At 70.3% G+C, this 26,255-nt stretch carries 23 protein-coding genes and 1 pseudogene; 8 read left to right on the forward strand and 16 right to left on the reverse strand.

The annotated features are described in order from the left end of the window. Positions 1-100: 100 nt before the first annotated feature. From Q9R19_RS02605 to Q9R19_RS02630, 6 genes are all read right to left on the reverse strand, one after another. On the reverse strand, positions 101-901 hold the full coding sequence (locus tag Q9R19_RS02605; protein WP_311254789.1) for an HpcH/HpaI aldolase/citrate lyase family protein: 801 nt from the start codon (positions 899-901) through the stop codon (positions 101-103). Then, complete coding sequence (locus Q9R19_RS02610; RefSeq protein WP_311254790.1) at positions 886-1,674, reverse strand: fumarylacetoacetate hydrolase family protein; 789 nt, start codon at positions 1,672-1,674, stop codon at positions 886-888. Before Q9R19_RS02610 ends, Q9R19_RS02605 begins: the two co-directional genes overlap by 16 nt. Continuing rightward, complete coding sequence (hpaD, locus tag Q9R19_RS02615; RefSeq protein ID WP_311254791.1) at positions 1,671-2,834, reverse strand: 3,4-dihydroxyphenylacetate 2,3-dioxygenase; 1,164 nt, start codon at positions 2,832-2,834, stop codon at positions 1,671-1,673. Before hpaD ends, Q9R19_RS02610 begins: the two co-directional genes overlap by 4 nt. A 102-nt stretch (positions 2,835-2,936) precedes the next feature. Continuing rightward, a complete protein-coding gene (hpaE, locus tag Q9R19_RS02620) occupies positions 2,937-4,457 on the reverse strand; it encodes a 5-carboxymethyl-2-hydroxymuconate semialdehyde dehydrogenase (RefSeq protein ID WP_311254792.1) in 1,521 nt (506 codons plus the stop codon). Continuing rightward, positions 4,457-5,137, reverse strand: a complete 681-nt coding sequence (locus tag Q9R19_RS02625; protein ID WP_311254793.1) for a GntR family transcriptional regulator — start codon at positions 5,135-5,137, stop codon at positions 4,457-4,459. Before Q9R19_RS02625 ends, hpaE begins: the two co-directional genes overlap by 1 nt. Then, positions 5,134-6,606, reverse strand: a complete 1,473-nt coding sequence (locus Q9R19_RS02630; protein ID WP_311254794.1) for a fumarylacetoacetate hydrolase family protein — start codon at positions 6,604-6,606, stop codon at positions 5,134-5,136. The genes Q9R19_RS02625 and Q9R19_RS02630 overlap by 4 nt, the downstream gene beginning before the upstream one ends. 122 nt (positions 6,607-6,728) lie before the next feature. On the opposite strand from Q9R19_RS02630, the gene Q9R19_RS02635 reads away from it, so the two are divergent. After that, entirely contained in the window at positions 6,729-8,144 is a 1,416-nt protein-coding gene (locus Q9R19_RS02635) for an MFS transporter (protein ID WP_311254795.1), read from the forward strand. A gap of 109 nt (positions 8,145-8,253) precedes the next feature. Here the strand turns inward: Q9R19_RS02635 and Q9R19_RS02640 are convergent, their stop codons facing one another. Further along, complete coding sequence (locus tag Q9R19_RS02640) at positions 8,254-8,940, reverse strand: helix-turn-helix domain-containing protein (protein WP_311254796.1); 687 nt, start codon at positions 8,938-8,940, stop codon at positions 8,254-8,256. Between the two features lie 139 nt (positions 8,941-9,079). Here Q9R19_RS02640 and Q9R19_RS02645 point away from each other — a divergent pair, with 139 nt between their 5' ends. From Q9R19_RS02645 to Q9R19_RS02670, 6 genes are all read left to right on the forward strand, one after another. Further along, a complete protein-coding gene (locus tag Q9R19_RS02645) occupies positions 9,080-10,939 on the forward strand; it encodes an FAD-dependent monooxygenase (RefSeq protein WP_311254797.1) in 1,860 nt (619 codons plus the stop codon). A gap of 159 nt (positions 10,940-11,098) precedes the next feature. Then, positions 11,099-12,070, forward strand: a complete 972-nt coding sequence (locus tag Q9R19_RS02650) for an ABC transporter ATP-binding protein (RefSeq protein ID WP_311254798.1) — start codon at positions 11,099-11,101, stop codon at positions 12,068-12,070. Between the two features lie 3 nt (positions 12,071-12,073). Then, a complete protein-coding gene (locus tag Q9R19_RS02655; RefSeq protein ID WP_311254799.1) occupies positions 12,074-12,892 on the forward strand; it encodes an ABC transporter permease in 819 nt (272 codons plus the stop codon). 26 nt (positions 12,893-12,918) lie between these two features. Continuing rightward, positions 12,919-14,100, forward strand: a complete 1,182-nt coding sequence (locus Q9R19_RS02660; RefSeq protein WP_311254800.1) for a sensor histidine kinase — start codon at positions 12,919-12,921, stop codon at positions 14,098-14,100. Continuing rightward, entirely contained in the window at positions 14,094-14,705 is a 612-nt protein-coding gene (locus tag Q9R19_RS02665) for a response regulator transcription factor (RefSeq protein WP_311255849.1), read from the forward strand. The genes Q9R19_RS02660 and Q9R19_RS02665 overlap by 7 nt, the downstream gene beginning before the upstream one ends. Positions 14,706-14,807: 102 nt before the next feature. Continuing rightward, the gene (locus tag Q9R19_RS02670; protein WP_311254801.1) at positions 14,808-16,541 is read left to right on the forward strand and encodes a Na+/H+ antiporter; all 1,734 of its coding nucleotides are present in this window, start codon (positions 14,808-14,810) and stop codon (positions 16,539-16,541) included. 51 nt (positions 16,542-16,592) lie between these two features. Here the strand turns inward: Q9R19_RS02670 and Q9R19_RS02675 are convergent, their stop codons facing one another. Both Q9R19_RS02675 and Q9R19_RS02680 read right to left on the reverse strand, forming a co-directional pair. Continuing rightward, complete coding sequence (locus Q9R19_RS02675) at positions 16,593-18,341, reverse strand: thiamine pyrophosphate-binding protein (RefSeq protein WP_311254802.1); 1,749 nt, start codon at positions 18,339-18,341, stop codon at positions 16,593-16,595. Positions 18,342-18,490: 149 nt separating this feature from the next. Further along, positions 18,491-19,306 carry a class II glutamine amidotransferase gene (locus tag Q9R19_RS02680; RefSeq protein WP_311254803.1) on the reverse strand — a complete coding sequence of 272 codons (816 nt, stop codon included), beginning with the start codon at positions 19,304-19,306 and terminating at the stop codon, positions 18,491-18,493. A 130-nt stretch (positions 19,307-19,436) separates the two neighbouring features. On the opposite strand from Q9R19_RS02680, the gene Q9R19_RS02685 reads away from it, so the two are divergent. After that, positions 19,437-19,946: a phosphoribosyltransferase gene (locus Q9R19_RS02685; protein ID WP_311254804.1), complete on the forward strand. Its 510-nt coding sequence runs from the start codon at positions 19,437-19,439 to the stop codon at positions 19,944-19,946. Positions 19,947-19,965: 19 nt separating this feature from the next. Here Q9R19_RS02685 and Q9R19_RS02690 read toward each other — a convergent pair. The 7 genes and pseudogenes from Q9R19_RS02690 to paaA all read right to left on the reverse strand — a co-directional run bounded on the left by Q9R19_RS02690 (position 19,966) and on the right by paaA (position 26,244). Beyond that, a pseudogene (locus tag Q9R19_RS02690) lies at positions 19,966-21,488 on the reverse strand (ATP-dependent DNA ligase). Positions 21,489-21,676: 188 nt separating this feature from the next. Further along, positions 21,677-22,447: an enoyl-CoA hydratase/isomerase family protein gene (locus Q9R19_RS02695; protein ID WP_311254805.1), complete on the reverse strand. Its 771-nt coding sequence runs from the start codon at positions 22,445-22,447 to the stop codon at positions 21,677-21,679. 21 nt (positions 22,448-22,468) lie between these two features. Continuing rightward, entirely contained in the window at positions 22,469-23,632 is a 1,164-nt protein-coding gene (gene paaE / locus Q9R19_RS02700; RefSeq protein WP_396653436.1) for a 1,2-phenylacetyl-CoA epoxidase subunit PaaE, read from the reverse strand. Further along, positions 23,632-24,132, reverse strand: coding sequence for a 1,2-phenylacetyl-CoA epoxidase subunit PaaD (gene paaD / locus Q9R19_RS02705; RefSeq protein WP_311254806.1), 501 nt, complete (start codon positions 24,130-24,132; stop codon positions 23,632-23,634). The genes paaE and paaD overlap by 1 nt, the downstream gene beginning before the upstream one ends. A gap of 5 nt (positions 24,133-24,137) precedes the next feature. Next, positions 24,138-24,977 (reverse strand): 1,2-phenylacetyl-CoA epoxidase subunit PaaC, encoded by an 840-nt coding sequence (gene paaC, locus Q9R19_RS02710; RefSeq protein ID WP_311255851.1) that lies wholly within the window; start codon positions 24,975-24,977, stop codon positions 24,138-24,140. Beyond that, a complete protein-coding gene (paaB, locus tag Q9R19_RS02715; protein ID WP_311254807.1) occupies positions 24,953-25,258 on the reverse strand; it encodes a 1,2-phenylacetyl-CoA epoxidase subunit PaaB in 306 nt (101 codons plus the stop codon). The genes paaC and paaB overlap by 25 nt, the downstream gene beginning before the upstream one ends. Beyond that, positions 25,258-26,244, reverse strand: coding sequence for a 1,2-phenylacetyl-CoA epoxidase subunit PaaA (paaA, locus tag Q9R19_RS02720; RefSeq protein WP_311254808.1), 987 nt, complete (start codon positions 26,242-26,244; stop codon positions 25,258-25,260). Before paaA ends, paaB begins: the two co-directional genes overlap by 1 nt. Between the last annotated feature and the right edge of the window lie 11 nt (positions 26,245-26,255).

Raw genomic sequence — 26,255 nt, forward strand, 5'->3', positions numbered from 1 at the left:
GGTTATCCACAGGCGGGGATTCTCGTTCGAGGAGCGCAATCGGCTGTGAATCGAGCGTTTGGAGAGCCGTTCTCGCTCCTCGAAGCGTGGAAGGAGACCGTCAGTACGTGTCAGAAGAGGGGGCGGATGCGGGGATGAAGCGGGATGCGAGCGCCTCGGAGCCGCGCGCGAGAATCGTCACATCGGCGCTCGCGGAGAGGAAGTCCGCGCCGGCCTCGAGATAACCGTCGGCGGCGGCCGGATCGAAGGCGTTCACACCGGCCTTCTTGCCGGCGGCATGAGCCGCCTCGAACACCCGGTGCACGCTCGCCACCACGTCAGGGTGCCCCTGCTGGCCTGGCAGCCCCATCGAGGCAGACAGATCGGCGGGTCCCACGAGCACGCCGTCCACGCCGTCGACCGCGGCGATCGGGGCGGCCTGCTCCACGGCATCCGCCGATTCGATCTGCACGAACAGCGAGATCGTCTGCGAGGCGTTCGGCACGTACCCGGCCACCCGGCCCCACCGCGCGCTGCGCGCGAGCGCGGAGCCGACGCCGCGGATGCCCTGGGGCGGGTAGCGCACGGCGGCCACCGCCGCGCGCGCCTCGTCGGCCGAGGCCACCATCGGCACGAGCAGATTCTGCGCACCGGCATCCAGCACCTGCTTGATGACGACCGCATCGTTGAACGGCACCCGCACCACGGTGGTGACCGGGTACGCCGCGATCACCTGCAGCTGCTGCTGCACGGTGGTGAGCGTGTTCGGGCCGTGCTCCATGTCGATCAGCAGCCAATCCACGCCGGAACCGGCGCAGATCTCGGCGAGCAGGGGAGCGCCCGTGCTCAGCCACATGCCGATCAGCGGGCGGTCGGCCCGGTCCAGCTGGTCGCGGAAGGTCGGAGCTAGCTGAAGCGGCATTCGATGGTCCCCATCTCCCGGTAGTCGCACAGCACCTCGTCGCCGCGCTCGACCCACATCGGCCGTGTGAACGATCCTGCCAGGATGATCTCTCCGGCCTCCAGCCGCTGGCCGTGCTGATGGAACTTGTTCGCCAGCCACGCGACGCCCGTGGCGGGATGCCCGAGCACCCCGGCGGCGACACCGGTCTCCTCGATCTCCCCGTTGCGCGAGAGCACTCCCGGCACCCAGCGCAGGTCGATCTCGTCCGGCCGCAGCTGCACGTCGCCCAGCACCATCGCGCCGTAGGCGGCGTTGTCGCTGATCGTGTCGACGATCGTGCGGCCCTCCAGCTCGATGTGCGAGTTGAGCACCTCCAGTGCGGGCACGGCGTAGTCGATCGCGGCGAGGGCGTCGTCGAGCGTGCAGCCCGGACCCTCCAGCGGCGACTTCAGCACGAATGCCAGTTCGACCTCGATGCGCACGTTCGAGAAGTGATCGAACGGGATCTCGTCACCCGACCGGTACACCGTGTCGTCGAACATCACGCCGTAATCCGGCTCGGTGATCCCGGTGGCCTGCTGCATGGCCTTCGAGGTGAGCCCGATCTTGCGGCCGACCAGCGTGCGCCCCGCTGCCAGCTGCGCATCGCGCCACACGCCCTGGATGGCGTAGGAGTCCTCGATCGTGGCATCCGGATAGCGGGCGGTGATCCGCGGCATCACGCCGCGCGTTCGCTCCGCCTCGGCGAGCTCGGCGGCGATCGCGGCGATGGTCTCGGCCGGGAGGGTCACAGCTGGTGTCCGAGCTTGTACTCGCCCTGCTTCCACTCGGGCATCTCGCCCTCGTCCTCGGGCCGGGTGTACGAGAACCCGTCGGCGCCGATGGTCACGGCCATCTCGCTGGAGTCGGTGCGGGCGCGCACCGGCTGGGGGTTGCCGTCCAGGTCGAGCACGAGCGAGGCATCCGTGTACCAGCTCGGCACGACGGGGTTTCCCCACCAGTCGCGGCGCTGGTTGTCGTGCACGTCCCAGGTGATGACGGGGTTGTCCGGGTCGCCGGTGTAGTAGTCCTGCGTGTACACCTCGACGCGGTGCCCGTCGGGGTCGCGCAGGTACAGGTAGAACGCGTTGCTGACGCCGTGCCGGCCGGGGCCGCGCTCGATGGCGTCCGAGCGGCGCAGCGCGCCGAGCTTGTCGCAGATGGCGAGGATGTTGTGCTTCTCGTGCGTGGCGAAGCACACGTGGTGCATACGGGGGCCGTCGCCGCCGGTCATCGCGGTGTCGTGCACGGTGGGCTTGCGGCGCATCCACGCGGCGTACACCGTGCCCTCCCCGTCCTGGATGTCCTCGGTGACGCGGAAGCCCAGATCCTGCATGTACTTCACGGCGCGTGGCACGTCGGGGGTCACCTGATTGAAGTGGTCCAGTCGCACCAGCTCACCGGGGACGTGCAGGTCGTAGCGCCAGGACATCCGCTCCACGTGGTCGGTGGCGTGGAAGAACTCGTACGGGAAGCCGAGCGGGTCGACCACACGCACCGAGTCGCCGATGCCCTTGGTGAAGCCGCCCGGCTCCCGGCGCACCTCGCAGCCGAGCTCGGTGAAGAAGTCCACCGCGCGGTCGAGATCCTCAGGGGTGCGCACCCGGTACGAGAACGCCACGACCGCGGCGAGGTCTCCCTTGCGCAGCACGAGATTGTGGTGGATGAACTCCTCGGTGGACCGCAGGTAGATCGTGCTGTCGTCCTCCTCGGTCACGTACAGACCCAGGATGTCGACGTAGAACTCGCGGGATGCCGCCAGATCGGTCACCACGAGCTCCATGTACGCGCAGCGCAGCACGTCCGGCGCCGGCGACTGCGGCGTGGGCGTGGGGTTGTCGCAGGCGATCGGCGCTTCCTGGCTCACGTAGAAGCCGGAGGAGGTGAGGGTCTTTCCTTCATGGTCGGTCATGTCAGCGTCCTTGCTTTCGAGGTGGGGCGCTTCGACGGGCTCAGCGACCCAGGTGTTCTGGTGGGGCGCTTCGACGGGCTCAGCGACCCAGATGTGGGGGAGTCAGCGGGGATCCGGGTCATCGAGGTCCTGCTTGCCGAAGGCCGGGTTGTGCGGGGCGCCCAGGGTGATGTGCACGCTCTGCTGGTCGGTGTAGAAGTCGATCGAGCGGTAGCCGCCCTCGTGCCCGAGACCCGACGCCTTCACCCCGCCGAACGGGGTGCGCAGGTCGCGCACGTTGTTCGAGTTCAGCCACACCATGCCGGCCTCGACGGCGCCGGCGAAGTTGTGCGCGCGCTTGAGGTCGGCGGTCCAGATGTACGCCGCCAGACCGTACCTCGTGTTGTTCGCCAGCGACAGCGCCTCTTCATCCGAGTCGAACGGCGTGATGGCGACGACGGGTCCGAAGATCTCCTCCTGGAAGATGCGGGCGTCCGGCGCCACGTCCGCGAACGCGGTCGGGGCCACGTAGTTGCCGGTGGGGAACTCGTCGGGACGCCCGCCGCCGGCGATCAGGCGGCCTTCGGTCTTGCCGATCTCGACGTAGCTCATCACCTTGTCGTAGTGCTCCGGATGCACGAGCGCGCCCACTTCGGTGGTCGGGTCGTGCGGCAGCCCCACCTTCACCCGCTTGGTCAGCGCGGCGAAGCGCTCGACGAACTCGTCGTAGACCGCCCGCTCGACGAGGATGCGCGAGCCGGCCGTGCAGCGCTCGCCGTTCAGGGAGAACACGCCGAAGATGCAGGCGTCGACGGCGGTGTCGAGATCGGCATCCGCGAACACCACCGCCGGGCTCTTGCCGCCCAGCTCCATCGACAGTCCCTTCAGGAACGGCGCCGAGTTGGCGAAGATCAGCTGGCCGGTGGAGCTCTCACCGGTGAAGGAGATCAGCGGCACGTCGGGATGCTTCACCAGCGCGTCGCCGGCGTCCTCTCCGAGGCCGTTGACGAGGTTGAACACGCCCTTCGGCAGTCCCGCCTCCTCGAAGATCCCCGCCCACAGCGACGCCGACAGCGGCGTGAACTCCGCGGGCTTGAGCACGACCGTGTTTCCGGTGGCGAGCGCAGGGCCGAGCTTCCAGGACTCGAGCATGAAGGGGGTGTTCCACGGCGTGATGAGCCCCGCGACGCCGATCGGCTTGCGATTGACGTAGTTCAGCTGCTTGCCGGGCACCTTGAACGCGTCGTCGGCCTGGGCGACGATCAGGTCGGCGAAGAAGCGGAAGTTCTCGGCGGCGCGACGGGCCTGACCCAGCGCCTGCGTGATCGGCAGGCCGGAGTCGAAGGACTCCAGCTCCGCCAGGCGCGCGTCGCGCGACTCGACGATGTCGGCGATGCGGTGCAGCACGCGCGAGCGCTCACGCGGCAGCATCCGCGGCCACGGTCCTTCGGTGAACGCCCGTCGCGCGGCGGCCACCGCGCGGTCGATATCGGCCTTCTTGCCGGCGGCGGCGTGCACGTAGGCCTCATTGGTGACGGGGTTGAGCACCTCGAAGGTGTCGCCGTCGAGGGAGTCGACGGACTCGCCGTCGATGTAGTGCTGGATCTTCGCGGGCAGGTCGGCCGGAGTGTAGACGTCGGTCATCATCGTCCTTCTTCGATGGGGGCGGAGTGGCGCGCGTCCAGGAACGCGTCCATGGTGCGCCAGCGGTGGTCTCGGGCGGCGAGCTCGATCTCCAGCGGCTCGGCGCCGCCGCGGATCAGCTCGAGGATGCGGGTGTGCTCGTCCACCGAGTGCTGCGCGCGGCCGGGGACGAACGAGAACGACGAGTCACGGATGCCGGACAGCCGCGCCCACCCGCGGTGCACCAGCGCAAGGACGTGCGGGTTAGGGCACGGCTCGTAGAGCACGGAGTGGAAGTCCTGGTTGAGTCTGGTGAACGTGTGCGCGTCGAAGTGCCCGAGCAGCAGGCTCATCCGTTCGTTGATCGCCTCGGCGCGGGCGAGCGCGTCGGCGTCCAGCAGCGGAGCGGACAGCGCCGTGGCCGCTCCCTCGACGATGCCGAGGGTCTGCATGGTGTGCGCGTACTCGGTCTCGTCGATCAGGGCGACGTGCGCGCCGACGTTGCGCTCGAAGGTGACCAGGCCCTCGGCCTCCAGCCGGCGGATCGCCTCGCGCACGGGGACCACGCTCATCCCCAGCTCGTCGGCGATCGACCCGAGCACCAGCCGGTAGCCTGGCCCGAACGCGTGCGAATGGATCCGGGCGCGGATCCAGGTGTACGCCTGCTCGGACTTGCTTCCTTCGCGAACCAGCGTGCTCATGCGCTGTCTTCCTCCGGTCCCTGAGCCTGTCGAAGGGCGTACTTCTCCCGCCACTGCGCGTTCATGGGGAACAGACCGTCCACCGGATGCCCCGCGGCGACCTGCTCGGCGATCCAGGCGTCCTCGTCCTCCTGGGCGAGAGCGGCGTCGGCGACCTCCTCGGCGAGATCCGCCGGGATGACGATCACGCCGTCGCCGTCGCCGACGATGATGTCGCCGGGCTGCACGGCAGCCCCGCCGCACGCGATCGCGACGTCGGACTCCCACGGCACGTGGCGTCGGCCGAGCACCGAGGGGTGGGCGCCCTTCGAGAACACCGGAAGGCCGATCTCGGCCACGGCATCGGCGTCGCGCACGCCGCCGTCGGTCACCACTCCCGCCGCGCCGCGCGTCTTGGCGCGCAGGGCCAGGATGTCGCCGAGGGTGCCGGTACCGGCATCGCCGCGGGCCTCGATCACGATGACCTCTCCCTCGCCCACGGCATCGAACGCGCGCTTCTGGGCGTTGTAGCCGCCGCCGTGGCTCTTGAAGAGGTCCTCGCGGGCGGGGATGAAGCGCAGGGTCTTGGCGGTGCCGACGATCTTGGCGCCGGCGATGTTCGCGTGCACGCCGTCGATGAAGCAGGAGTGCAGGCCACGCTTGCGCAGCTGGCTGGACAGGCCCGCGGTGGGGGCGGCCTCGAGCTTGGCGCGCAGCTCGGGGGAGATGCCGGGAGCGTCGTCGGCGGAGAGCCCCGCCGCCTCCCGCGAGCCCCACGCCTCGGCGCGCTGCAGGTCGTCCACGGCGGGGAGCGATCCCAGCGCCGGATCGAAGGGCGCCTCGCCGCGCGTCACTGTGGTGATCAGCCGGCCGGAGGTCGGCGCGCCATCGGCATCCGGGGCATCCACCTCGATCTCGACGACGTCGCCCGGCACGATCACACTCGACCCGGCGGGCGTGCCGGCCAGGATCACATCCCCGGGCTCCAGCGTGAAGTGCTGCGAGAGGTCGGCCACGAGCCGGGGGAGCGGGAAGAGCAGCCCCGCCGTGCTGTCGTCCTGCCGCAGCTCGCCGTTCACCCAGGCGCGCACGCGCAGACCGGCCGGGTCGACGGACGCCGCATCGATCAGCCCGGGGCCGAGCGGCGTGTAGCCGTCGCCGCCCTTGGAACGCACGTTCGAGCCCTTGTCGGCGGCTCTCAGGTCGTACAGGCCCAGATCGTTGGATGCCGTGATCGACGCGACGTGCGACCACGCCTCGTCCACGCCGACGCGGCGGGCGGCAGTGCCGATGATGAGCGCGATCTCGCCTTCGAACGCGAGCAGCTCGGTGCCCGCGGGCCGTTCGACCGTGCCGCCGCTGCGGCCGACGGAGCTGGCCGGCTTGAAGAAGTACGAGGGGGCCGCGGGGGTGCGCCCGCGCTGCACGGCGCGGGAGAGGTAGTTCAGATGGACCGCGATGATCTTGCCGGGACGGGGGATCTCGGTCATGGATGCGCCTCCTCGCGTTCGCGCACAGGACCTCTTGTGCGTCGTATGTGAAATCGTATATCATCCTTGCGTCCCGGGGCAAGCATCAGAGAAGATCCCCCATCACCTCGAAGGAGAGAGACATGACCGGACAGCAGGCGGACGGCTTCACGCCGACCGGAACCATCGCGAGCGCGACGGATCGCCGTCGCGTGGTGTTCGCCACGGTGGTCGGCACGACCGTGGAGTGGTACGACTTCTTCATCTACGCGTTCGCGGCCGCCACGGTGTTCGCGGCGCTGTTCTTCGAACCCATGGGCAAGGACTTCGCGCAGATCGTCTCGTTCTTCAGCGTCGGGGTCAGCTTCCTGTTCCGTCCGCTGGGCGCCTTCCTGGCCGGGCACTTCGGCGACAAGATCGGCCGACGGCCGATGCTCGTGCTCACGCTGCTGCTGATGGGAGGGGCGACCACGCTGGTCGGTGTCCTGCCCACGCACGCGCTCATCGGCGTGTGGGCTCCCATCCTGCTGATCCTGCTGCGGGTCATCCAGGGCATCTCCGCCGGCGGCGAGTGGGGCGGCGCCGTGCTGATGGCCGTCGAGCACGCCCCCAAGCGAAAGCGCGGCCTGTTCGGCGCCTCCCCGCAGATCGGCGTGCCGATCGGCCTGCTGCTGGCATCCATGGTGCTGGCGCTGACCGAGACGATCTTCCCCGGCCCCAAGCCCGGCTCCGACGTCGCGCTCGCCGACACCGCGTTCGGCCAGATCGGCTGGCGCATCCCGTTCCTGCTCTCGATCGTGCTGATCGGCGTCGGGTACTGGGTGCGCCGTCGCGTGTCCGAGAGCCCCGTCTTCCAGGAGATCGCCGAGCGCAAGGACGAGACGCGGATGCCGATCGTCCAGCTGCTGCGCCACCACCTTCCCCTCGTGATCGTGGCCGCGCTGGTGTTCGCCGGTAACAACGCCGTCGGCTACATGACCACCGGCGGCTACGTGCAGCACTACGCCACCGACGCCGACGGCCCGATCGGGCTGGACACCGGCGCGGTCTTCTGGGTGGTCGCGCTCTCGGGCGTCACCTGGCTGCTGTTCACCTGGTTCGCCGGGTGGATCTCCGACCGGATCGGCCGGCGCAACACCTACATCATCGGCTGGATCGTGCAGCTGGTCGGCGTGTTCCTGCTGTTCTTCCTGACGAACCTGGGCACGCTCGTGTCGCTGACGGCCGCGCTGGTGATCCTGACGATCGGCCTCGGGTTCACGTACGGACCTCAGGCGGCGCTGTACTCCGAGCTGTTCCCGGCATCCATCCGCTTCTCCGGCGTGTCGATCTCGTACGCCATCGGGGCGATCGTGGGCGGCGCGTTCTCGCCGATGATCGCACAGGCGATCTTCCAGAACACCGGCTCCACCACCGGCATCACCTGGTACCTGGCGGGGATGACGGTGATCGGCCTGATCGCCACGCTGCTGCTGCGCGACCGCACGGGGATCCCACTCGGACCGGAGCACGAGGCCGAGCAGGCGAAGTCGCCGATCTACGGGATGTCCCGGGCCTGAGGCTCACAACTTCTGAAGGACGTCTGCGCTTCTGGGGGACGCTCGGTGCTGCGGCGTCCTTCAGAAGTGCGGGTTTCCTTCAAAGCTGTTGCTCAGCGGCGCGGGTCCCTCAGCCGCCGAGGGCCTCGCGGATCGCGGTCGCCGACTCCCGCAGTCGTGCGGCGATCGCGGCATCCGGATGCCGGGACGCCATGTGCACCACGGCGAGGGCTGCGGGGCGGCGGCCACGCAGCGCGAGCGGAACGGCCACAGCGCCGACCGAGCGGATGACCTCGTCGTGACTGGTGGCGTATCCGTCGGTGCGGGTCCTGAGCACCTCGGCGCGGAGCGCATCGGAGACGTCGGGCCATTCGGCATCCGGCAGCTGAGCCAGAATCGCCCTTCCCGGCGCGCCCGCCGTGACCGGATGCCGGGTACCCGGCCGCTGCGCGACACCCACGACCGAGTGACGCGGCTCGACGCTGGTGAGCGTGATGACCTCGTCGCCGTCCAGGACGGCCAGGAACGCGGTCAGCGCGAACTCGTTGGCCACCGCGGTCAGCTCCGGCAGCGCCTCGGCCTGCAGGTCGTGCGCGACGCCGGCCGCGAGAGCCGCCATCCGCGGGCCGAGCGCGGCGCGGCCGGCCGCGTCGCGCGCGACCAGCCGGTGATCCTCGAGCGTGCGCAGCAGGCGGTACGCGATCGAGCGGTGCACTTCCAGCCGCGCGGCGAGCTCATCGATCGAGAGCGGCCCGTCGGCGAGGATCTCGAGGATCCGGATGCCGCGGCTCAGCGTCTGCGAGGCGGGGGCGGGCATGGGTCTCCTCGGGGCGGCCTTGTCGGGGCATCCGATCGTCGGTTACGATCTGTTCAATAGTAGAACGTCATGTTCGAATATAGAACACGCGTTCCGCTGCCACAAGACCTGACGATGCAGTCCAGGGAAGGACCCGACGATGCAGTTCCACCACCATGGCTATGTCTCCCACGATCCGCGGGTGCTCCCCGCCGAGGGGATCGGCCTGGATCGACCGGCGGACCTCCCCGACGAGATGGACGTGCTCATCGTCGGCTCCGGCCCCGCGGGCATGCTGCTGGCCGCCCAGATGTCGCAGTTCCCGACCGTGAGCACGCGCATCATCGAGAAGCGCGAAGGGCGCCTCGAGCTCGGTCAGGCCGACGGCATCCAGCCCCGCAGCGTCGAGACGTTCCAGGCCTTCGGCTTCGCGCCCCGCATCATCGCCGAGGCGTACAACATCGGCTGGATGAACTTCTGGGGCCCGGACCCGGAGCATCCCGAGAACATCATCCGCACCTCGCGCACCGAGGACTACGGCTACAAGATCAGCGAGTTCCCGCACCTGATCGTCAACCAGGCGCGGGTGCTGGACTACTTCGCCGAGGCGGCGCTGCACGGGCCAGGGCGCATCGAGCCCGACTACGGGGTGGAGTTCCTCGGCCTCACCGTGCGCGACGAGGGTGCGTTCCCCGTCGAGGTGCGGGTGCGCCAGGTCGCGGACGGCAGTGAGCGCACCATCCGAGCGAAGTACGTCGCCGGCTGCGACGGCGCCCGCAGCGGCGTGCGCGAGGCCATCGGCCGCAAGCACGTCGGCGCGATGGCCGCGCACGCGTGGGGCGTGATGGACGTGCTGGTGAACACCGACTTCCCGGACTGGCGCACCAAGTGCGCGATCAATGCCGAGGCGGGCAACATCCTGCACATCCCGCGCGAGGGCGGCTACCTCAGCCGCGTGTACGTCGACCTCGGCGCGGTCGCCGAGGGCGACAACAGGCAGGTGCGGCACACTCCGCTGGAGGACGTGATCCGCAAGGCGAACGAGATCCTGCATCCCTACACGCTCGACGTGAAGCAGGTCGCGTGGCACAGCGTCTACGAGGTCGGCCACCGCGTCACGGACGGCTTCGACGACGCGCTGGATGCCGATCGTCACCCGCGCGTGTTCCTGACCGGCGACGCCTGCCACACGCACAGCGCCAAGGCCGGGCAGGGCATGAACGTGTCCATGCAGGACGGCTTCAACCTGGGCTGGAAGCTGGGCCACGTGCTCACCGGGCGGGCCCCGCAGCAGCTGCTGTCAACCTATGCCGCCGAGCGCCGCCCGGTCGCGCAGCAGCTGATCGACTTCGACCGGGAGTGGTCCAGCCTGATGGCGCGCAAGCCCGAGGAGATCTCCGACCCGCAGGAGCTGGCCGCCTTCTACCTGGGCACCGCCGAGTTCCCCTCCGGCTTCATGACGCAGTACGAGCCGTCGATGATCGTCGACGGGTCCTCTCGGCAGGAGCTGGCCACCGGCTTCCCGCTCGGCAAGCGCTTCAAATCGGCGCAGGTCACCCGCGTCAGCGACGGCAACGTCCAGCACCTGGGGCACCACGCCAGGGCCGATGGGCGCTGGCGCGTGTACGCCTTCGCCGATGCGGACGCCTCAGCGCTGGCATCCTGGGCCGATGCCGTGGAGCCGCTGTTCGCGTGCTTCACGCCGCAGGACGGCGACGTCGACGCCGTCTTCGACGTGAAGGCGATCTATCAGCAGGGCCACGACGAGTTCGAGTTCACCGACGCCCCGGCCCTGTTCCGCCCGCAGACCGGACCGCTCGGCCTGACCGACTGGGAGAAGGTGTACGCGGCGGCACCGACCGTGTGGTGCCAGGAGGACATCTTCGAGACGCGTGGGATCTCCCGCGAGGGCGCCGTGGTCGTCGTGCGTCCCGACCAGTACGTCGCGGCGATCCTGCCGCTGAACGCCGTCGACCGGCTCTCCGCCTTCCTCGAGGGCGCGCTGCTGCCGGCATCCTGATTCTTTCGAATCGCTTGAATTGCTCCATTCCGGCCGGATTCAGGGCCATTTGAGCGATTCGAAGGCGAGACCCGTCCCCGGGTCGGCATGACAACTGTCATGCCGACCTCGTGACATCGACATCCGGCACCGGCTGCGCTCGGCGGTCAGGATGGAAGCATGCAGACGACAGCAGCCCCGCAGACGCGGGTCGCACCCGCTCCCACCATCCAGGACGCGCATCCGAAGGATGCCGTGATCGAGCTGCGCGGTGTGCGCAAGGGATACGGCTCCGGCGAGCGCCGCGTGCAGGCGGTGGATGGCGTCGACCTGGTCGTGCGGCGCGGCGAGATCGTCGCGCTCCTCGGCCCGAACGGCGCAGGCAAGACGACCACCCTGGACATGCTCCTGGGCCTGACCGACGCAGACCAGGGCACCGTGCAGGTACTGGGCGGGCGCCCCTCTCAGGCCGCATCGGACGGTTCCATCGCCGCGGTGCTGCAGACCGGCGGACTGCTCTCCGACCTCACCGTCGCCGAGACGGTGCGTCTGATCGCCTCGCTGCACGGCAGGCCCGCGCTGGAGCGCGTGCCCGAGGTGCTCGAGCGCGCCGATCTGGAGAAGATCGCCCGTCGTCGCGTCTCGAAGTGCTCGGGCGGCGAGCAACAGCGCGTCAAGTTCGCCCTCGCACTGGTCGCCGATCCCGACATCCTCGTGCTTGACGAGCCCACTGCGGGCATGGACGTCACTGCGCGCCGGCACTTCTGGGACGTGATGCGGGCGGATGCCGACGCCGGCCGCACCATCATCTTCGCCACCCATTATCTGGAGGAGGCCGAGCACTTCGCCCGCCGTACCGTGGTGATGAACCGCGGCACGGTCGTCGCCGACGCCCCGACCGCTCAGCTGCGCGCCGGGCTCGGCGCCCGCACGGTCGCCGCGACCGTGGACGCACAGGATGCTGACGGCATCCTCGCCGAGCTGCGCGAGCGCGACGAGGTCACCGAGCTGCGCGTCGACGCGGATCGTCTCACGCTGCGGGCGGCGGACTCGGATGCCGTGGCCGCAGCACTGCTGGCGGCCGGCGCCCGCGACCTGGAGATCACCGCACCCACCCTCGAAACCGCGTTCACCGCACTCACGGAGCACTGACCCATGACCACCTCGACCGCCACTCCGACCTCCCGCCCGCTCGTGCGGGCTCCCCGCACGCCCCGCAAGGGCATCTCGACCACCATGCTCCGGATCGAGGCGCTGCGCCAGCTGCGCAATCCGTACACCCTGGCGTTCACCCTCACCATGCCCGTGGTCATGTACCTGCTGTTCGGGGCGAGCGCCGCCTACGGCGGCCAGTCCGCGGGACACGGCAACGTCTCCTTCTACGTGATGATCTCGATGGCGGCCTACGGCACCGCTGTGGCGATGAGTTCGCTGACCTCGCTGGCCGCCAGCGAGTCGAAGCAGGGATGGGGACGTCAGCTGGCGATGACCCCGCTCGGCACGGTCGGGTATGCGGTCACCAAGCTGATCACGGCGGTGAGCTTCGCCGCGCTCGCGCTGGTCGCCGTGTTCACCGCCGGCATCCTCACCGGCGCGAGCGCCGACGACACCTGGCGCTGGGTCGCCGCCGCGGCGATCATCCTCGGCATCGGGCTGATGTACGGACTGTTCGGGCTCGGGGTCGGGCTGTTCTTCAACGCCGATTCCGCGGCCGCGCTCGCCTCGATCTCGATGACGTTCTTCGCCTTCTTCGGAAACGTCTTCATGCCGCTGGACGGGGTCATGCTCGACATCGCCCGCTTCACTCCGCTGTACGGGTTCGTCGCCCTCAGCCGGTGGCCGCTCACCGACGGCACTCTCACCACAGGGCAGACCGATCCGGTGTGGGCCGTGCTGCTGAACGTGATCGTGTGGCTGGCGCTGTTCTCGGTGCTGGTGCTCGCGGGCGTGCGACGCTCGAAGGCCCGCCAGTGAACGACATCGGCCAGTAGGTTGAAGACATGACGCGGGAATCCCACGACACGGCTGCGGACCGGAAGGCGCCATCGGTCCGGTCCGCAGCCGGATCCACTCCCGCCACCTGGATGGCGAAGCCGCACGGCGGCGCGCCGAAGAGCCCCTGGGACCGGTTCGGCTGGCTCATGGCGGTGATCTGGCTGGTGTTCCTGGTCTACCCGGTGCTGGCGCTGCTCGAGTCGGTGGCGCCTGTGATGTGGATCATCGTCGCCTGGGTCGCGATGGCGGCGTTCGTCGTCCTGTACGTGGTCGGATTCATGCACGGTCTTTGCGCCGGCGGCGGCCTGGGCAGGGCGCCGGGACGGCCGGCGCAGTGGCTGTTCTTCGCAGGGCTGATCGTCTGCGCTGCGCTGTCCATCCCCGCAGAGGGGGGTGTCGCACTGAGCTTCCTGCCGTTCATCATGTCGTTCGCCTCGTACGGGCTGAACCGCATCGCGCACTGGACCACCTTCACCGTGGCCGTCGCGCTCACCCTCGGCTGGATGCTGATATCCGGCGACGTGCAGAGCTACATCTCGATCCTCGCGATCGTCCTGCTGCTGGGCGTGGTGAACACCGTGTCCACCTGGCTGATCCTCCGCTCTGCGGACGCGGAGCGACTCAGCCTGGAACTGGCCACCAGCGAGGGACGCGAGGCCGTCGCCCGTGACGTGCACGATCTGATCGGCCACTCGCTGACCGTCGTGAAGATGAAGGCGCAGCTGGCCCGCAGACTGATCGACACCGACCCGGAACGCGCCAAGACCGAGCTCGCCGACATCGAGGCGCTCGCCGCAGAGGCCATTTCGGGAGTGCGCTCGACGGTCGCGGGGGCCAGGGCGGCCTCGCTCACCGAGCAGCTGGCCGCCAGCTCCGCTGCGCTGAAATCCGCCGGGGTGAGCCCGGCGGTCGACGGCGAGCCTGGGGCGCTCTCACCCGCGCAGGGCCTGACCGCCAGCTGGATTCTGCGCGAAGCGACCACGAACATCCTGCGCCACGCGCAGGCGACCCGTGCCACCGTCACGCTGCGACCAGGGATGCTGGCCGTGCAGGACGACGGTCGGGGGATGAGCGGACACGAAGGCAACGGCGTGCGCGGGATGCGCGAGCGGGCGGCAGCGGCCGGCGCGCAGTTCCAGCTCTCCCAGCCGCCGACAGGGGGAACACGTGTGGAGGTGACCTGGTGAGCGTGCGGATCGTGATCGCCGATGACCAGGCGCTGGTGCGCGGCGCCCTCGCAGCGCTGCTGGCGCTGGAGCCCGACATCGAGGTCGCCGGTGTCGCGGCCGACGGCGCCGAGGCCCTGGCGCTGGCTGCCGAGCACGCCCCCGACGTGTGCCTGATGGACATCCAGATGCCCGGCCTGGACGGCATCGAGGCCACCCGCCGGCTGCGCGCCGCCAGCCCCGCGACGCGCGTGCTGATCGTCACCACGTTCGCGCGTCCCGGCTATCTGCGGTCGGCGCTGGATGCCGGTGCCGCGGGGTTCATGGCCAAGGACGCCCCGGCCGAGGAACTCGCCGACGCCGTGCGACGCGTGCACGCCGGTCTGCGCGTGCTCGATTCCGCGCTCGCCGAGGAGAGCCTGTTCGAGGGGGCGAATCCGCTGAGCGAGCGAGAGCGCCAGGTGCTGCGGCTGGCCGCCGACGGCCGGTCGGCTGCGGCCGTGGCATCCGAGGTCTTCCTCTCGGCCGGTACCGTGCGCAACCATCTGTCCGCAGCGATCGGCAAGACCGGTGCCGGCAACCGCGCCCAGGCGGTGCGCATCGCGCAGGACAAGGGCTGGATCTGAGGTCGCTCTTCCGCAGGCGGCCGGTCGGGAATACCGTGTCCCGCACAGGTGCTGTGCTTCTTCGCACGGCGCGCGCAGCCGGGACGGCGGAGGGAGTGGCGCATGGAAGGTCTTGAGGTCACGGTGCTGCTGGGGCTGACGATCCTGGTCGGCACGCTGCTGGCGCCGCGGCTGCGCGTCGCGCTGCCGCTGGTACTGGTCGTCTTCGGTCTGCTGCTCGGCTTCGTGCCTGCCCTGCGCGAGGTGCAGCTGCCGCCCGAGACGGTGCTGCTGCTGTTCCTGCCGGTCATGCTGTTCTGGGAGAGCCTGACCACCTCGCTGCGGTCGATCCGGCGCGACTTCCGCTACATCCTGCCGATGAGCACGCTGCTGGTCGTCGCCTCGGCGTTCGCGGTCGCCGCGGTCGCTGCGATGTTCGGGATACCGTGGGAGATCGCGCTGATCCTCGGCGCCGCTGTGGCCCCGCCCGACGCGACCGCCGTCGCGGCACTGGGCGGGCTGCTGCCGCGTCGCGCCTTCATGAAGCTCAAGGCCGAGAGCCTGACCAACGACGGCACGGCGCTCGTGCTCTATGCGATCGCCGTCTCGCTCGCCGTCGGCGGCCAGGTGACGCCGCTGATGGTGACGTGGACCGTGCTCGTCTCCTATCTCGGCGGCATCCTGGTCGGCGCGGTGGTGGCCGCCGCCGCCTGGCTGCTGCTGCGACGACCGGGCGGCAGCGCGATCGTGATCAACGTGACCATGCTGCTGGTGCCGTTCACCGCCTTCATGATCGCCGAGCTCATCCACGCCTCCGGTGTGCTCGCGGTGGTCGTGGCGGGCCTGATCGCAGCCTCCCTCAACGCACAGGTGACCACCGCGGCATCGCGACGTCAGGCGGAGGCGGCCTGGCCGTTCGGCGTGTTCCTGCTCAACGGCGCGCTGTTCGTGCTGATCGGTCTGGAGGTGCAGTGGATCGTGCATCAGACCTCGCTGCAGACCATCGGCTGGCTCAGCCTGATCACGGTCGCGGTGTGGGCGGTGCTGCTGGTCGTGCGCTTCCTGTTCCAGGTGCTGGCGGTGCCGCTGCAGAGGCTGAGCGGGGGCTCTGCCGCCCCGCTGGGAGTGCGCACGCGGATGCAGGTGGTGAGCACGGTCGCGGGCATGCGCGGGGCGGTGTCGCTGGCGATCGCGCTGTCGGTGCCGCTCGCGCTGCCCGACGGCTCGGCGCTGACCGGCCGCGGGGACGTCATCTTCGTGACGGCGGGCGTGATCCTGCTGAGTCTGCTCGTGCAGGGCCCGCTGCTGCCTGCGGTCGCGCGCTGGGCCCGTCACCCCGTCGACCACGGCGAGGACGAGGAGTTCGAGCTGGCCGAGCGCACGATCGCCGGCGCGGCGATGGCGGCACTGGATGCGCTGGCAGCCGAGCACGGGATCAGTGCCGAGGTGCGCGATCGCGTGCGCCGTGACGGTTACGAGATGCTCGAGCTCGCCAATGCGCGGGCGGCGGCCAGAGAACGGGCGATCATCGACGCCGAGGTGGGAGCGATGGAGGAGATGCTTGTCTCACCCGACCCGCTCGCCGGTGGCACGGCGGAGTCGGGCGACGTGGCCGTCGCGGACGGCACCACCCTGCAGATGGTCGCCACGTCGGAGGATGTCGACCTCGAGCAGCGCTCGCCGCTGATCCGGCACGACGAGTTCTCCCGGCTCAGGCTGGCGATGCTCGAGCAGAAGCGCCAGGTGCTGGGCGGCCTGCGGCGCTCGGGTGCGGTCGACGACCTGGTCGTGCACCGGATCTCGGCGCGTCTCGATCTGGAGCAGATCCGGCTGGAGGGCATCGAGCAGTTCGACTGACCTGCACCGCCGCCGGCGGCTGCGCAGGCGCGGACGCAGGACGCGGACGGCTCAGGAGTTCACGCGGATGATCTCCTGCTGGTACGGGGCGATCACCGCGCCCGAGATGCGCAGGTCGAGCACCAGGAAGCGCCGAGTCGCCGGATCCTCGGATGCCCAGGAGGCGAGCCTGTCGAGATCGGCCAGGGTGCGCACCACCACGCCCTCGGCGCCGACGGCCGCCCCGAACGCGGCGAAGTCGACCTCCGGAATGCGCATCGGGCCCTCCGCCAGGCCCTTCAGCCCGTACAGGTTCACCTCCGCGCCGTAGGCCGCGTCGTTCCAGATCACCGCGCAGCCGTGGCCGCCCGCAGCGCGCACAGCCGACTCGAGATCGGAGATCGCCATCAGGCCGCCGCCGTCGCCGGAGGTGAGCACGACCGTCGACTCCGGGCGGGCCCGGGTCGCGCCGACCACACTGGGCCAGCCCTGACCGATGGACTGGAACGCCGTGCCGACCATCATCATGCGGTCAGGAGCCGCGACCGGCCAGTACATGTTCGCCCAGCCGATGAAGTGCCCGCCATCCGACACCACCACACGGTCCTCGGGCAGCAGCTCGGCGATCCGGTGCGCCGCCGAGCGCGGGTCCAGGCGGCCGTCCGGCGCCACGGCGTCGCCCTCCGGATAGGCGCGCGCGGCGGCGACGTCGACGGTCTCGCGCCAGGGCATCCGTTTCGACGCTTCGACAGGTTCAGCGATCCATCCTTCATCGCGTCCTTCATCATGGGCCCCTGAACCTGTCGCCTGTACTGAGCGAGCGTCAGCGAGTCGAAGTGAAGGGCCGCCGAGCCGCTCGACGAGGGTCTCGGCCGCGATCCTGGCATCCGCCCGCACGAAGCCGCCGACGTGCGGATGCGTCGCCGCGGGCGTCACGTCGACCTGGAAGACGCGCGTGCCCGGAGCGAACAGCTCGCCGAAGCGCATCGTGAACTGGTTCAGCGACGCGCCGAACACGACGGCGACGTCGGCCTGGCGCACGAGCTCCATCGCCGCCTCGGCCCCGAAGCCGCCGGTCACGCCCAGGTCGTAGCGCGCGTCGGGGAACACGCCCCGGCCCAGCGCACTGGACGCGGTCAGCGCCCCGGTGGCCTCGGCCAGCGCGCCCAGTGCGTCTCCGGCGCCGGCGAGCCAGGCCCCGCGGCCCGCGAGGAGGAACGGCCGCTCCGCGCCCGCGAGCGCGGTGGCGATCTCGTCCAGCATCCGGTCGGCGAACTCCCCGCGCGGGATCAGGGGCGCGGGGATGCGGGGAGCGGGCGCCTCGGGCAACGCGCCCGCCTGGAGTGCCGCGACGTCGTAGGGGATCGCGAGCACGACCGGCACGCGGTAGGTGAGCGCGTGCTCGACCGCGATGACGGTGGTGGCGGCGGCATCCGCTCGGCCGGTGGTGTACGTGCGCGCCCCGACGGCCGAGGCCAGTGCGATCTGGTCGACATCCCAGGGGCGTGGACCGGACGTGGGCTCGTCGCCGACCACGAGCACCAGCGGCACGTGCGCCTGCACGGCCTCGGCCAGCGCGGTGATCGTGTTCGTGAAGCCGGCGCCGTACGTCGTCGTCGCCGCGGCGATCCGGCCGGATGCCCGGAAGTGCGCGTCCGCCGCGACCACGGCTCCCTGCTCATGGCGGACGGCGGTGAACACGGCATCCGTCTGCGTCTCGATCGCATCGAGGAAGTAGGCGTTGCCGTTGCCCATCACGCCGAAGACGTGGTCGACGTGCTGGGCGAGGGTGAGGGCGACGTGGGCGGAGACAGTGGGCACGGCAAGGCCTTTCGAGACGGAACGGAGGGGGTCCGTATATGTCTCGCCACTCGCGCGTCGTCGCGGCGACCCGACGGGTCGCGGAGTGCTTCGTGCCCCTTTTTCGGGCACCGGCCTCAGGCCGGACGTGACGATTCTACCGCCGGCGGTCAGGAGTGCGCGGCGGCGAGCGATCCGAGGGCGACGGTCGTGCGCTGCCGGTCGTGCAGGCGGATCGCGGTGACGGACTCGGCGGGCAGAGGCTCCCAGCCGACGCCCGCCACGCCGGTCGAGCCGACCATGACGGTGCCGTCGGCGCTCTCGCGCATGCGCAGCGCGAAGTAGTCCTCGTTGTGCTCGTCGGGGAGCAGCTCCGCGACCGGCGCCAGGCGTGCGAGATCGTGCTCGGTGAGCGCGCTGGTCGCGCTGGCGTGCACGACCACGAGGTGCTCGGCGTCGAGGATCAGGGCGTTCAGGCTGGCCAGGGGGAACAGCTCGCGCAGACTGTGCGCGACGTGCGCCGCGGCCTCGGGCAGCGCGTCCCCGGCGGCGAGCCGCTCGCGGATCAGCGCGAAGTACATCTCGCTGTCGGTCGTGCCCTGCAGTGCCTCGACGCTCTCGGGACGCAGCTGCGCCTGCAGAGTGTCACGCGGCTTGATCGACCCGTTGTGCGCGAACGCGACGCCGTCCGCCTCGAAGGGGTGCGCGTTGCGCAGATTGACCGGCAAGCCCGCGGTGGCCCAGCGCAGATGCACGACGGCCGCGCGGCAGGGCGTCGCCAGCGCGGCGTCGAAGCCGGGATCCTCTGCGGCCGAGACGGCCGAGCGCGTCACGATCGGTGCCGCGCCGGGTTCGCGCACGCTCGCGCGCCCCCAGCCGTCGCCGTGCAGGCGCGCCAGTGCCAGCAGACTCTCCACGCCGTCGGCACCGAGCTCCGTGCGTGCGCTGGCGGTGATGGGCGAGACGAAGGCGAAAAGACGACACATGGAGACCTCGGAGCGACGAACGGATGCGGGCGCCCGCGTTGTGCGACGGGCCCCATTCGTTTGTACCCCATCGCGCGACCGGTTCGGGCCGCGAGCGCCCGGCGGCGACCGGATGCATGAGAATGGAGCGATGACGGATGCGGCGATCGAGCGCGAGACGCTCACCTGGGACGGTTTCGGTGCGGCGACGCGCGAGCTCGCCAGGAGCATCCTCGCCAGCGGCTTCGCTCCCGAGGTGGTCGTCGCGATCGCCCGCGGCGGACTGCTGCCGGCCGGCGCGATCGCCTACGGTCTGGGTGCGAAGAACTGCGGTGCCATCAACGTCGAGTTCTACACCGGCATCGGCACGGTGCGGGATGCTCCGGAGGTGCTGCCGCCCGAGCTCGACATGGCCTACCTCGACGGTCGTCGGGTGCTGCTGGTCGACGACGTCGCCGACTCCGGGCGCACGCTGGCGCTTGCCGTGCAGCTGCTGCAGGACAAGGGCGCCGATGTGCGTTCGGTCACGATCTACAGCAAGCCCTCCACGATCATCCAGCCGGACTTCGCCTGGAAGGACACCGACCTCTGGATCGACTTTCCCTGGTCGTTCCGGGGCACCGTCGCCGAGGAGGACCAGGGGCTGGCGCCGAGCGCCTGACGCGAGGACCCGCCTGCCGTCAGCCGCGCAGCAGTGCGCGCAGCGTCTGGATGGTGTCGGCCTCGGCGACGCCCTTGTCCGGCCGGTATCCCTTCACCCGGGCGAAGCGCAGCGCGATGCCGCCGGGTAGCGCGGAGAGCGCTGCACGCCGTCGATCGCGATCTCCACCACGAGCTCCGGGCGCAGGAAGACGGCCTGTGCGGTGCGGCGCGTCTCGAGTTCGGGGAAGGTCTCGGTCTGCCAGCGCAGCAGCGCGTCGGTGAGACCCTTGAACGTCTTGCCGACCATGATCAGTCCGCCCGGCTCGCCGAACTCACCAGCAGGATCCAGGGCTCCGAGGTGCAGGTTCGACAGCATCCCGCGCCGACGTCCCGAGCCCCATTCGGCGGCCAGCACCACCAGATCGAACGTGAGCACGGGCTTCACCTTCACCCAGGACTTCCCCCGGCGCCCCGCGGTGTAGGTCGAGTCGATCGTCTTGACCACCACGCCCTCATGCCCCGCGGTCAGCGCCTCGCGGGAGAGCTGCTCGGCGGCATCCGGATCGTCGGTGATGATCCCCGGCATCCGCCACTCGCCGGCGACGCGCTCCAGCTCGGACAGCCGGGTGGACAGCGGCTCATCGATCAGGTCGCGCCCATCCAGATGCAGCAGGTCGAAGAACCACGGGCGCAGCGCGAGTTCGCGCGATGCCGCGGCGCCGAAGCGCGACATGGTCTCCTGGAACGGACGCGGTCCGCCGTCCTCGTCGAGCGAGAGCGTCTCGCCGTCGAGGATCGCGTCGTGCACGGGAAGCGCGCGCACGATCTCGACGATCTCGGGAACGCGGTCCGTGATGTCGGCGAGACTGCGGGTGAACACGCCGACGTCGTCGCCGTGCCGATGCACCTGGATCCGCGCCCCGTCGAGCTTGTACTCCACGGATGCTCGGCCGGTGATCTGCAGTGCGGCGCTCGCCGTGGCTGCGCTCGCCGCCAGCATCGGCAGCACCGGACGACCCACCTGCAGGCCGACCGCGCCGAGCTCGACCTCGGTGCCGGTCAGCGCGAGCCGGGCGGTCTCGCCGAGCTCGCCCGTGAGCATGGCGGCACGGCGGACGGATGCCGGCGGCCGGCCGGATGCCCGGGCGACGGCATCCGTCAGCACGCCGGAGAGCGCGCCGGTGCGCAGCTCGCCCAGCATCGCGCGGGCGAGGAGGCCCCATTCGGATGCGGTCGCGCGGCCGGCGAGATCCTGCAGCAGCTGATGACGGGTCGCGGCGGAGCCCGCACCGGATGCTGCGGCGAAGGCGTCCAGAGACCGGTCCACGTCGAGCACCGTCAGCCGCGCGGCATCCGCGTGCTCCACGTCGAGCGCTGTCAGCGTTCGCCAGCCCGCCCCCAGCCGACCCTGCCGCGGTGCGGCGAGCAGCAGGCCGGTCAGCGGCACGATCTCGTCCGGGTCGGCGCGCTCCAGCAACCGGGCGAGCGCATCGATCTTGGCCAGCCGCGACGATGTCGCCGCGACCGCCTCGGTGGTGTCGACCAGCTCCGAGAGCATCATCCCCTCATTCTCGCACCACGCCCCGACACTCGCGCCGGATGGATTTCGTCGGCGCCGAAGCCCCGGTGCCGACGTTCTCCATCTCGCAGCGCTTCGGCCGGATGGAATTCGTCGGTAGGGAGGGCTGTGAGCCGACGTTCTCCATCTTCCTGCCGCGGGTGGCACCGCGTGCGCCCCGGGAGACGAGGTCAGCGGCCGCGGAACTCCGGCGTGCGCTTCTGCTGGAAGGCCGCGAAGCCCTCGCGGTAGTCGTCCGTATCGCACAGGGCCGCCTGCGCGGCGTTCTCGAGCTCGACCGCCTCCCACAGCGCCAGACGCTCGTCGCGGATGCGGGCGATCAGCCGCTTGCTCGCCAGGAACGCCGCGGTCGCGCCGCGGGATGCTGCGGCCGCGGCATCCGTCGTCGCCGGCACCACCTCGTCATCGGGGAGCACTCGGGAGAACAGCCCCGACGCCACGGCCTCGGCGCCTGTCATCAGGCGTCCCGTGTAGATCAGATCGAGCGTCCTGTGCGCACCGAGCCGGTCAAGGAACAGGGCGTGACCGCCGGAGTCGAGCGTGGCGCCGAGTGCGGCGAACGGGGAGCCGATCTTCGCCGACTCGGCGACGTACACGACATCCGTGGCGATCAGCAGCCCGAGCCCCACGCCCAGGCACGCGCCGTGCGCGACGGCGAAGGTCGGGGCGGGAAAGGCTGCCATCCGCTTCAGCAGCGGGGTGACGATCCCACCCAGGTAGCCGGTCACGTCGTCGTCGCGCGGGTCGACCCCGGAGATGTCGCGCCCGGCGCAGAACGCGCGGCCCTCACCGCGCAGCACGAGCGCGCGGACGCCGGCGCGCTCGGCGTCGTCGTAGGCGGCGGCGAGATCGTGCAGTGCCTGCTCGTCGAGTGCATTGAGCTTGGCGGGGGCGTTGAGCGCGATGTGCGCGACGTCGTCGGCGATGGCGAGGTCGATCATGGTGCTCCTTTCGAGCCCGGGTCAGACGTCGTAGTCCACGACGAGGCGGTCGCTGGTGGGATGGGACTGGCAGGTGAGCACGTAGCCGCGCTCGAGCTCGTCGGGCTCGAGCGCGTAGTTCTCGGTCATCGTCACGCTGCCCTCCAGCACTCGTGCGCGACAGGTGCCGCACACGCCGCCCGAGCACGCGAAGGGAGCGTCCGGGCGCACGCGCAGCGCGGCGTTCAGCACCGACTCGTGCGCGTCGACGGGGCTCTCCACGGTCGAGGAGACGCCGTCCAGGTTGATCTCGATGCGATGAGACTTCTCCCCGGCACGCACTTCCACCTGGCGCGGACCCCGCTCGACGGGCGCGTCGCCGGTGGTGAACAGCTCGAAGCGCACGTGCTCGCGCGGCACCCCGATGTCGGCCAGCACTTCCCGGCACAGATCGACCAGAGCGAACGGTCCGCACAGGAACCACTCGTCGACTGTGGAGGGCAGGATCAGCGAATCCAGGATCGTGCGCAGCTTCGGCTCATCGATTCGACCCGAGAGCACGGGCGCGGTGCGCTGCTCGCGGGAGAGCACGTGGTGCAGCACCAGCCGGGTGGGATGGCGGTCCTTCAGATCGGCGAGGTCTTCGAGGAACATCACGTCGCTGGTCGCCTTGTTCGTGTACAGCAGCGTGAACCGGGTGGAATCGGATGCCGCGAGCAGATTGCGCGCGAGCGCCATCATCGGCGTGATGCCCGAACCCGCGGCGATGCCGACGACGTGCGTGCCCGCCAGTTCGGACAGCCCCGAGGTGAAGGTGCCCTGCGGGCTCATCACGTCGATCTCGAATCCCGGGGTGAGCTCGGTCTGCGCCCAGGTGGAGAACACACCGCCCTCGTCGCGCTTGACCGCGACGCTCAGGCTGGTGGCGCCGTCGCGCATCGGCGCGGGCGGACGGCAGAGCGAGTAGGAGCGGCGCACCTCGGTACCGTCCAGGTGCACGCGCAGCGCCACGTACTGCCCGGGCAGGTACGCGTAGTCGTCGACGAGGTCCGCGGGCACCGTGAAGCTCACCTCGATGGCGTCGTCGGTGAGGCGGCGCACGTCTGCGACGGTCAGCGTGTGGAAGCGCGCGCGTCGCCGGTCGGCGGCCGGGCGTGCGGCCGGGGTGCCGGGATCAGCGGGGGAGGGCATCCGGAACAGCGGCATCAGATCACCTTGAAATGGTCGAACGGCTCCAGGCAGGCGCGGCACTCGTAGAGCGCCTTGCAGGAGGTGGAGCCGAAGCGGGAGACCTCGCGGGTGTTCAGCGAACCGCACTGCGGACACTTGACGGCCAGCTGCACCTTGATCGGTCCCTGGCTGTGCGACGCGCGGCCGGACGGCGGTGCGATGCCGAACTCGGTGAGCTTGCGCCTGCCCTCCTCGCTCATCCAGTCGGTGGTCCAGGCGGGGGAGAGCACGAGCCGCACCTCGACGTCGTCGAACCCCTCGGCGGTGAGGGCGAGGATGACGTCGTCGCGGATGGCGTCCATGGCCGGGCATCCGCTGTAGGTCGGCGTGATGTCGACGGTGACGCGACCGGCGGCATCCGCCCTGACATCGCGCAGCACGCCCAGGTCGTCGATGGTCAGCACCGGGATCTCGGGGTCGGTCACGCGCGCGACGATCTCGCGCGCGTGGGCGGTGCGGGTTCTCGCGTCACGCATGAGGGTCACCACGTCGCACCCGGATGTCGGCGGGCGAGCACCTGCATCTCGGCGAGCAGGTGACCCATCGGCGTGGCGTGCGAGCCGCGTCGGCCGCCTGCGCGGGACCGGCCCACGGTCGGAACCTCGAGCTCGGCCTCGGCGAACACGGCATCGATCACGGCATCGAAGCCGGCGCGCAGCGCCGAGGGGCGCGCAGCGGCATCCGCGAGGCGGTCGATCAGCGGCTCGTCGCGGAAGAGCTCGTCGACGTACGGCCACATGTCGCGCAGAGCGCGGATCATGCGCTCCCGCGACAGCTCGGTGCCGCCGGCCAGGCGCAGCACCCACTGCACGGCGTGATCGCGGTGGTAGTCGACCTCCTTGACCGACTTCTCCGCGATCGCCGCGAAGGTCTCATCGGTCGAGGCGCGCAGCGCCGAGTACAGCTCGAACATGTACGTGGAGACGATCAGCTGGCGGGCGATGGTCTGCGCGAAATCGCCGTTGGGCTGCTCCACGATCCACGCGCTGCGGAAGTCGGGCTCGTCGCGGAAGTAGGCCAGGTCGTCCTCGCTGCGGCCGTCCCACGAGCCCGCATAGCGCAGCAGCGACCGGGCGTGGCCGAGCAGGTCGAGGGCGATGTTCGCCAGCGCCACGTCCTCCTCCAGCTCGGGCGCGCGCGTGATCCACGCGCCCAGCTGCTGCGAGCAGATCAGCGCGTCGTCGCCGAGCCAGAGCGCGTATTCGGCGATGTCGGCGGATGCTGCGCGGCTGTCGCCGCCGGAGAGCTCGGATGCCAGGTCGAGCTGGTTCACCGAGACGTGGACATCCTCGTGAGTCACAGGTGCGGCACCCCCTCGGATGCCGTGTAGTACACAGCGTGCCGGTAGTTCTTGCCGGCCGGGCTCTCGAAGAAGGCGTCCTTGTCGTCGGGATCGCTGGTGGTGATGGCGTCGGCGGGCACGACCCAGATCGACACGCCCTCGTTGCGGCGCGTGTACAGGTCGCGGGCGTTGCGCACCGCCATGCTCGCGTCGGGCGCGTGCAGGGAGCCGACGTGCACGTGGCTCAGTCCGCGGTTCGCGCGGACGAAGACTTCCCAGAGAGGCCAGGTCTCTTGCTCGTCGTAGCCGCTCGTCGCCATCAGGCCACTCCCTTTCCTGTGGTTGAGCGAGCGGAGCGAGACGAACCCCGGGCGTACTCGGCCGCGGCCTCGCGGACCCACGCGCCCTCCTCGTGCGCCGTGCGGCGACGCTCGAGCCGTTCCGCATTGCAGGGGCCGTCTCCGCGCAGCACCTCGAAGAACTCGTCCCAGTCGATCTCGCCCATCGCGTACTCGCCGGTGGCCTCATCGAAGCGCAGCTCGGGGTCGGGCAGGGTGATGCCCAGGATCTCGGCTTGCGGCACCAGCATCCCGACGAAGCGCTGGCGCAGCGCGTCGTTGGAGAAGCGCTTGATCTTCCACTTCATCGACTGCGCCGAGTTGGGCGACTGGTCATCCGGCGGGCCGAACATGGCCAGACTCGGCCAGTACCAGCGGTTCACGGCATCCTGCGCCATCTCGCGCTGCTCGTCGGTGCCCTGCATCAGCTGCAGCAGGATCTCGAAGCCCTGCCTCTGATGGAACGACTCCTCCTTGCACACCCGCACCATCGCGCGGCCGTACGGGCCGTACGACGCACGGCACAGCGGCACCTGGTTCACGATCGCGGCTCCGTCCACCAGCCAGCCGATCGCCCCCATGTCCGCCCAGGTCGGCGTCGGGTAGTTGAAGATCGATGAGTACTTGGCCTTGCCGTCGATGAGCTGCTGCATCATCGTGTCGCGGGTGATGCCCAGGGTCTGCGCGGCGGAGTACAGGTACAGGCCGTGGCCCGCCTCGTCCTGCACCTTGGCCATCAGGATCGCCTTGCGCTTCAGGCTGGGGGCGCGGGTGATCCAGTTCCCCTCGGGCTGCATGCCGATGATCTCGGAGTGCGCATGCTGGGAGATCTGGCGGATCAGCGTCCTGCGGTAGGCGTCGGGCATCCAGTCTCGCGGCTCGATGCGCTGCTCGTGTGCGACGAGGTCGTCGAAGCGGGCGATCGCTGCGGCGTCGTCCACGGCGGACAGGTCTGCGGGTGCGGTCATCTTCGACTCCT

Origin of the sequence: Microbacterium sp. ARD32, assembly GCF_031844385.1 — a bacterium.
Taxonomy (GTDB): Bacteria; Actinomycetota; Actinomycetes; order Actinomycetales; family Microbacteriaceae; genus Microbacterium.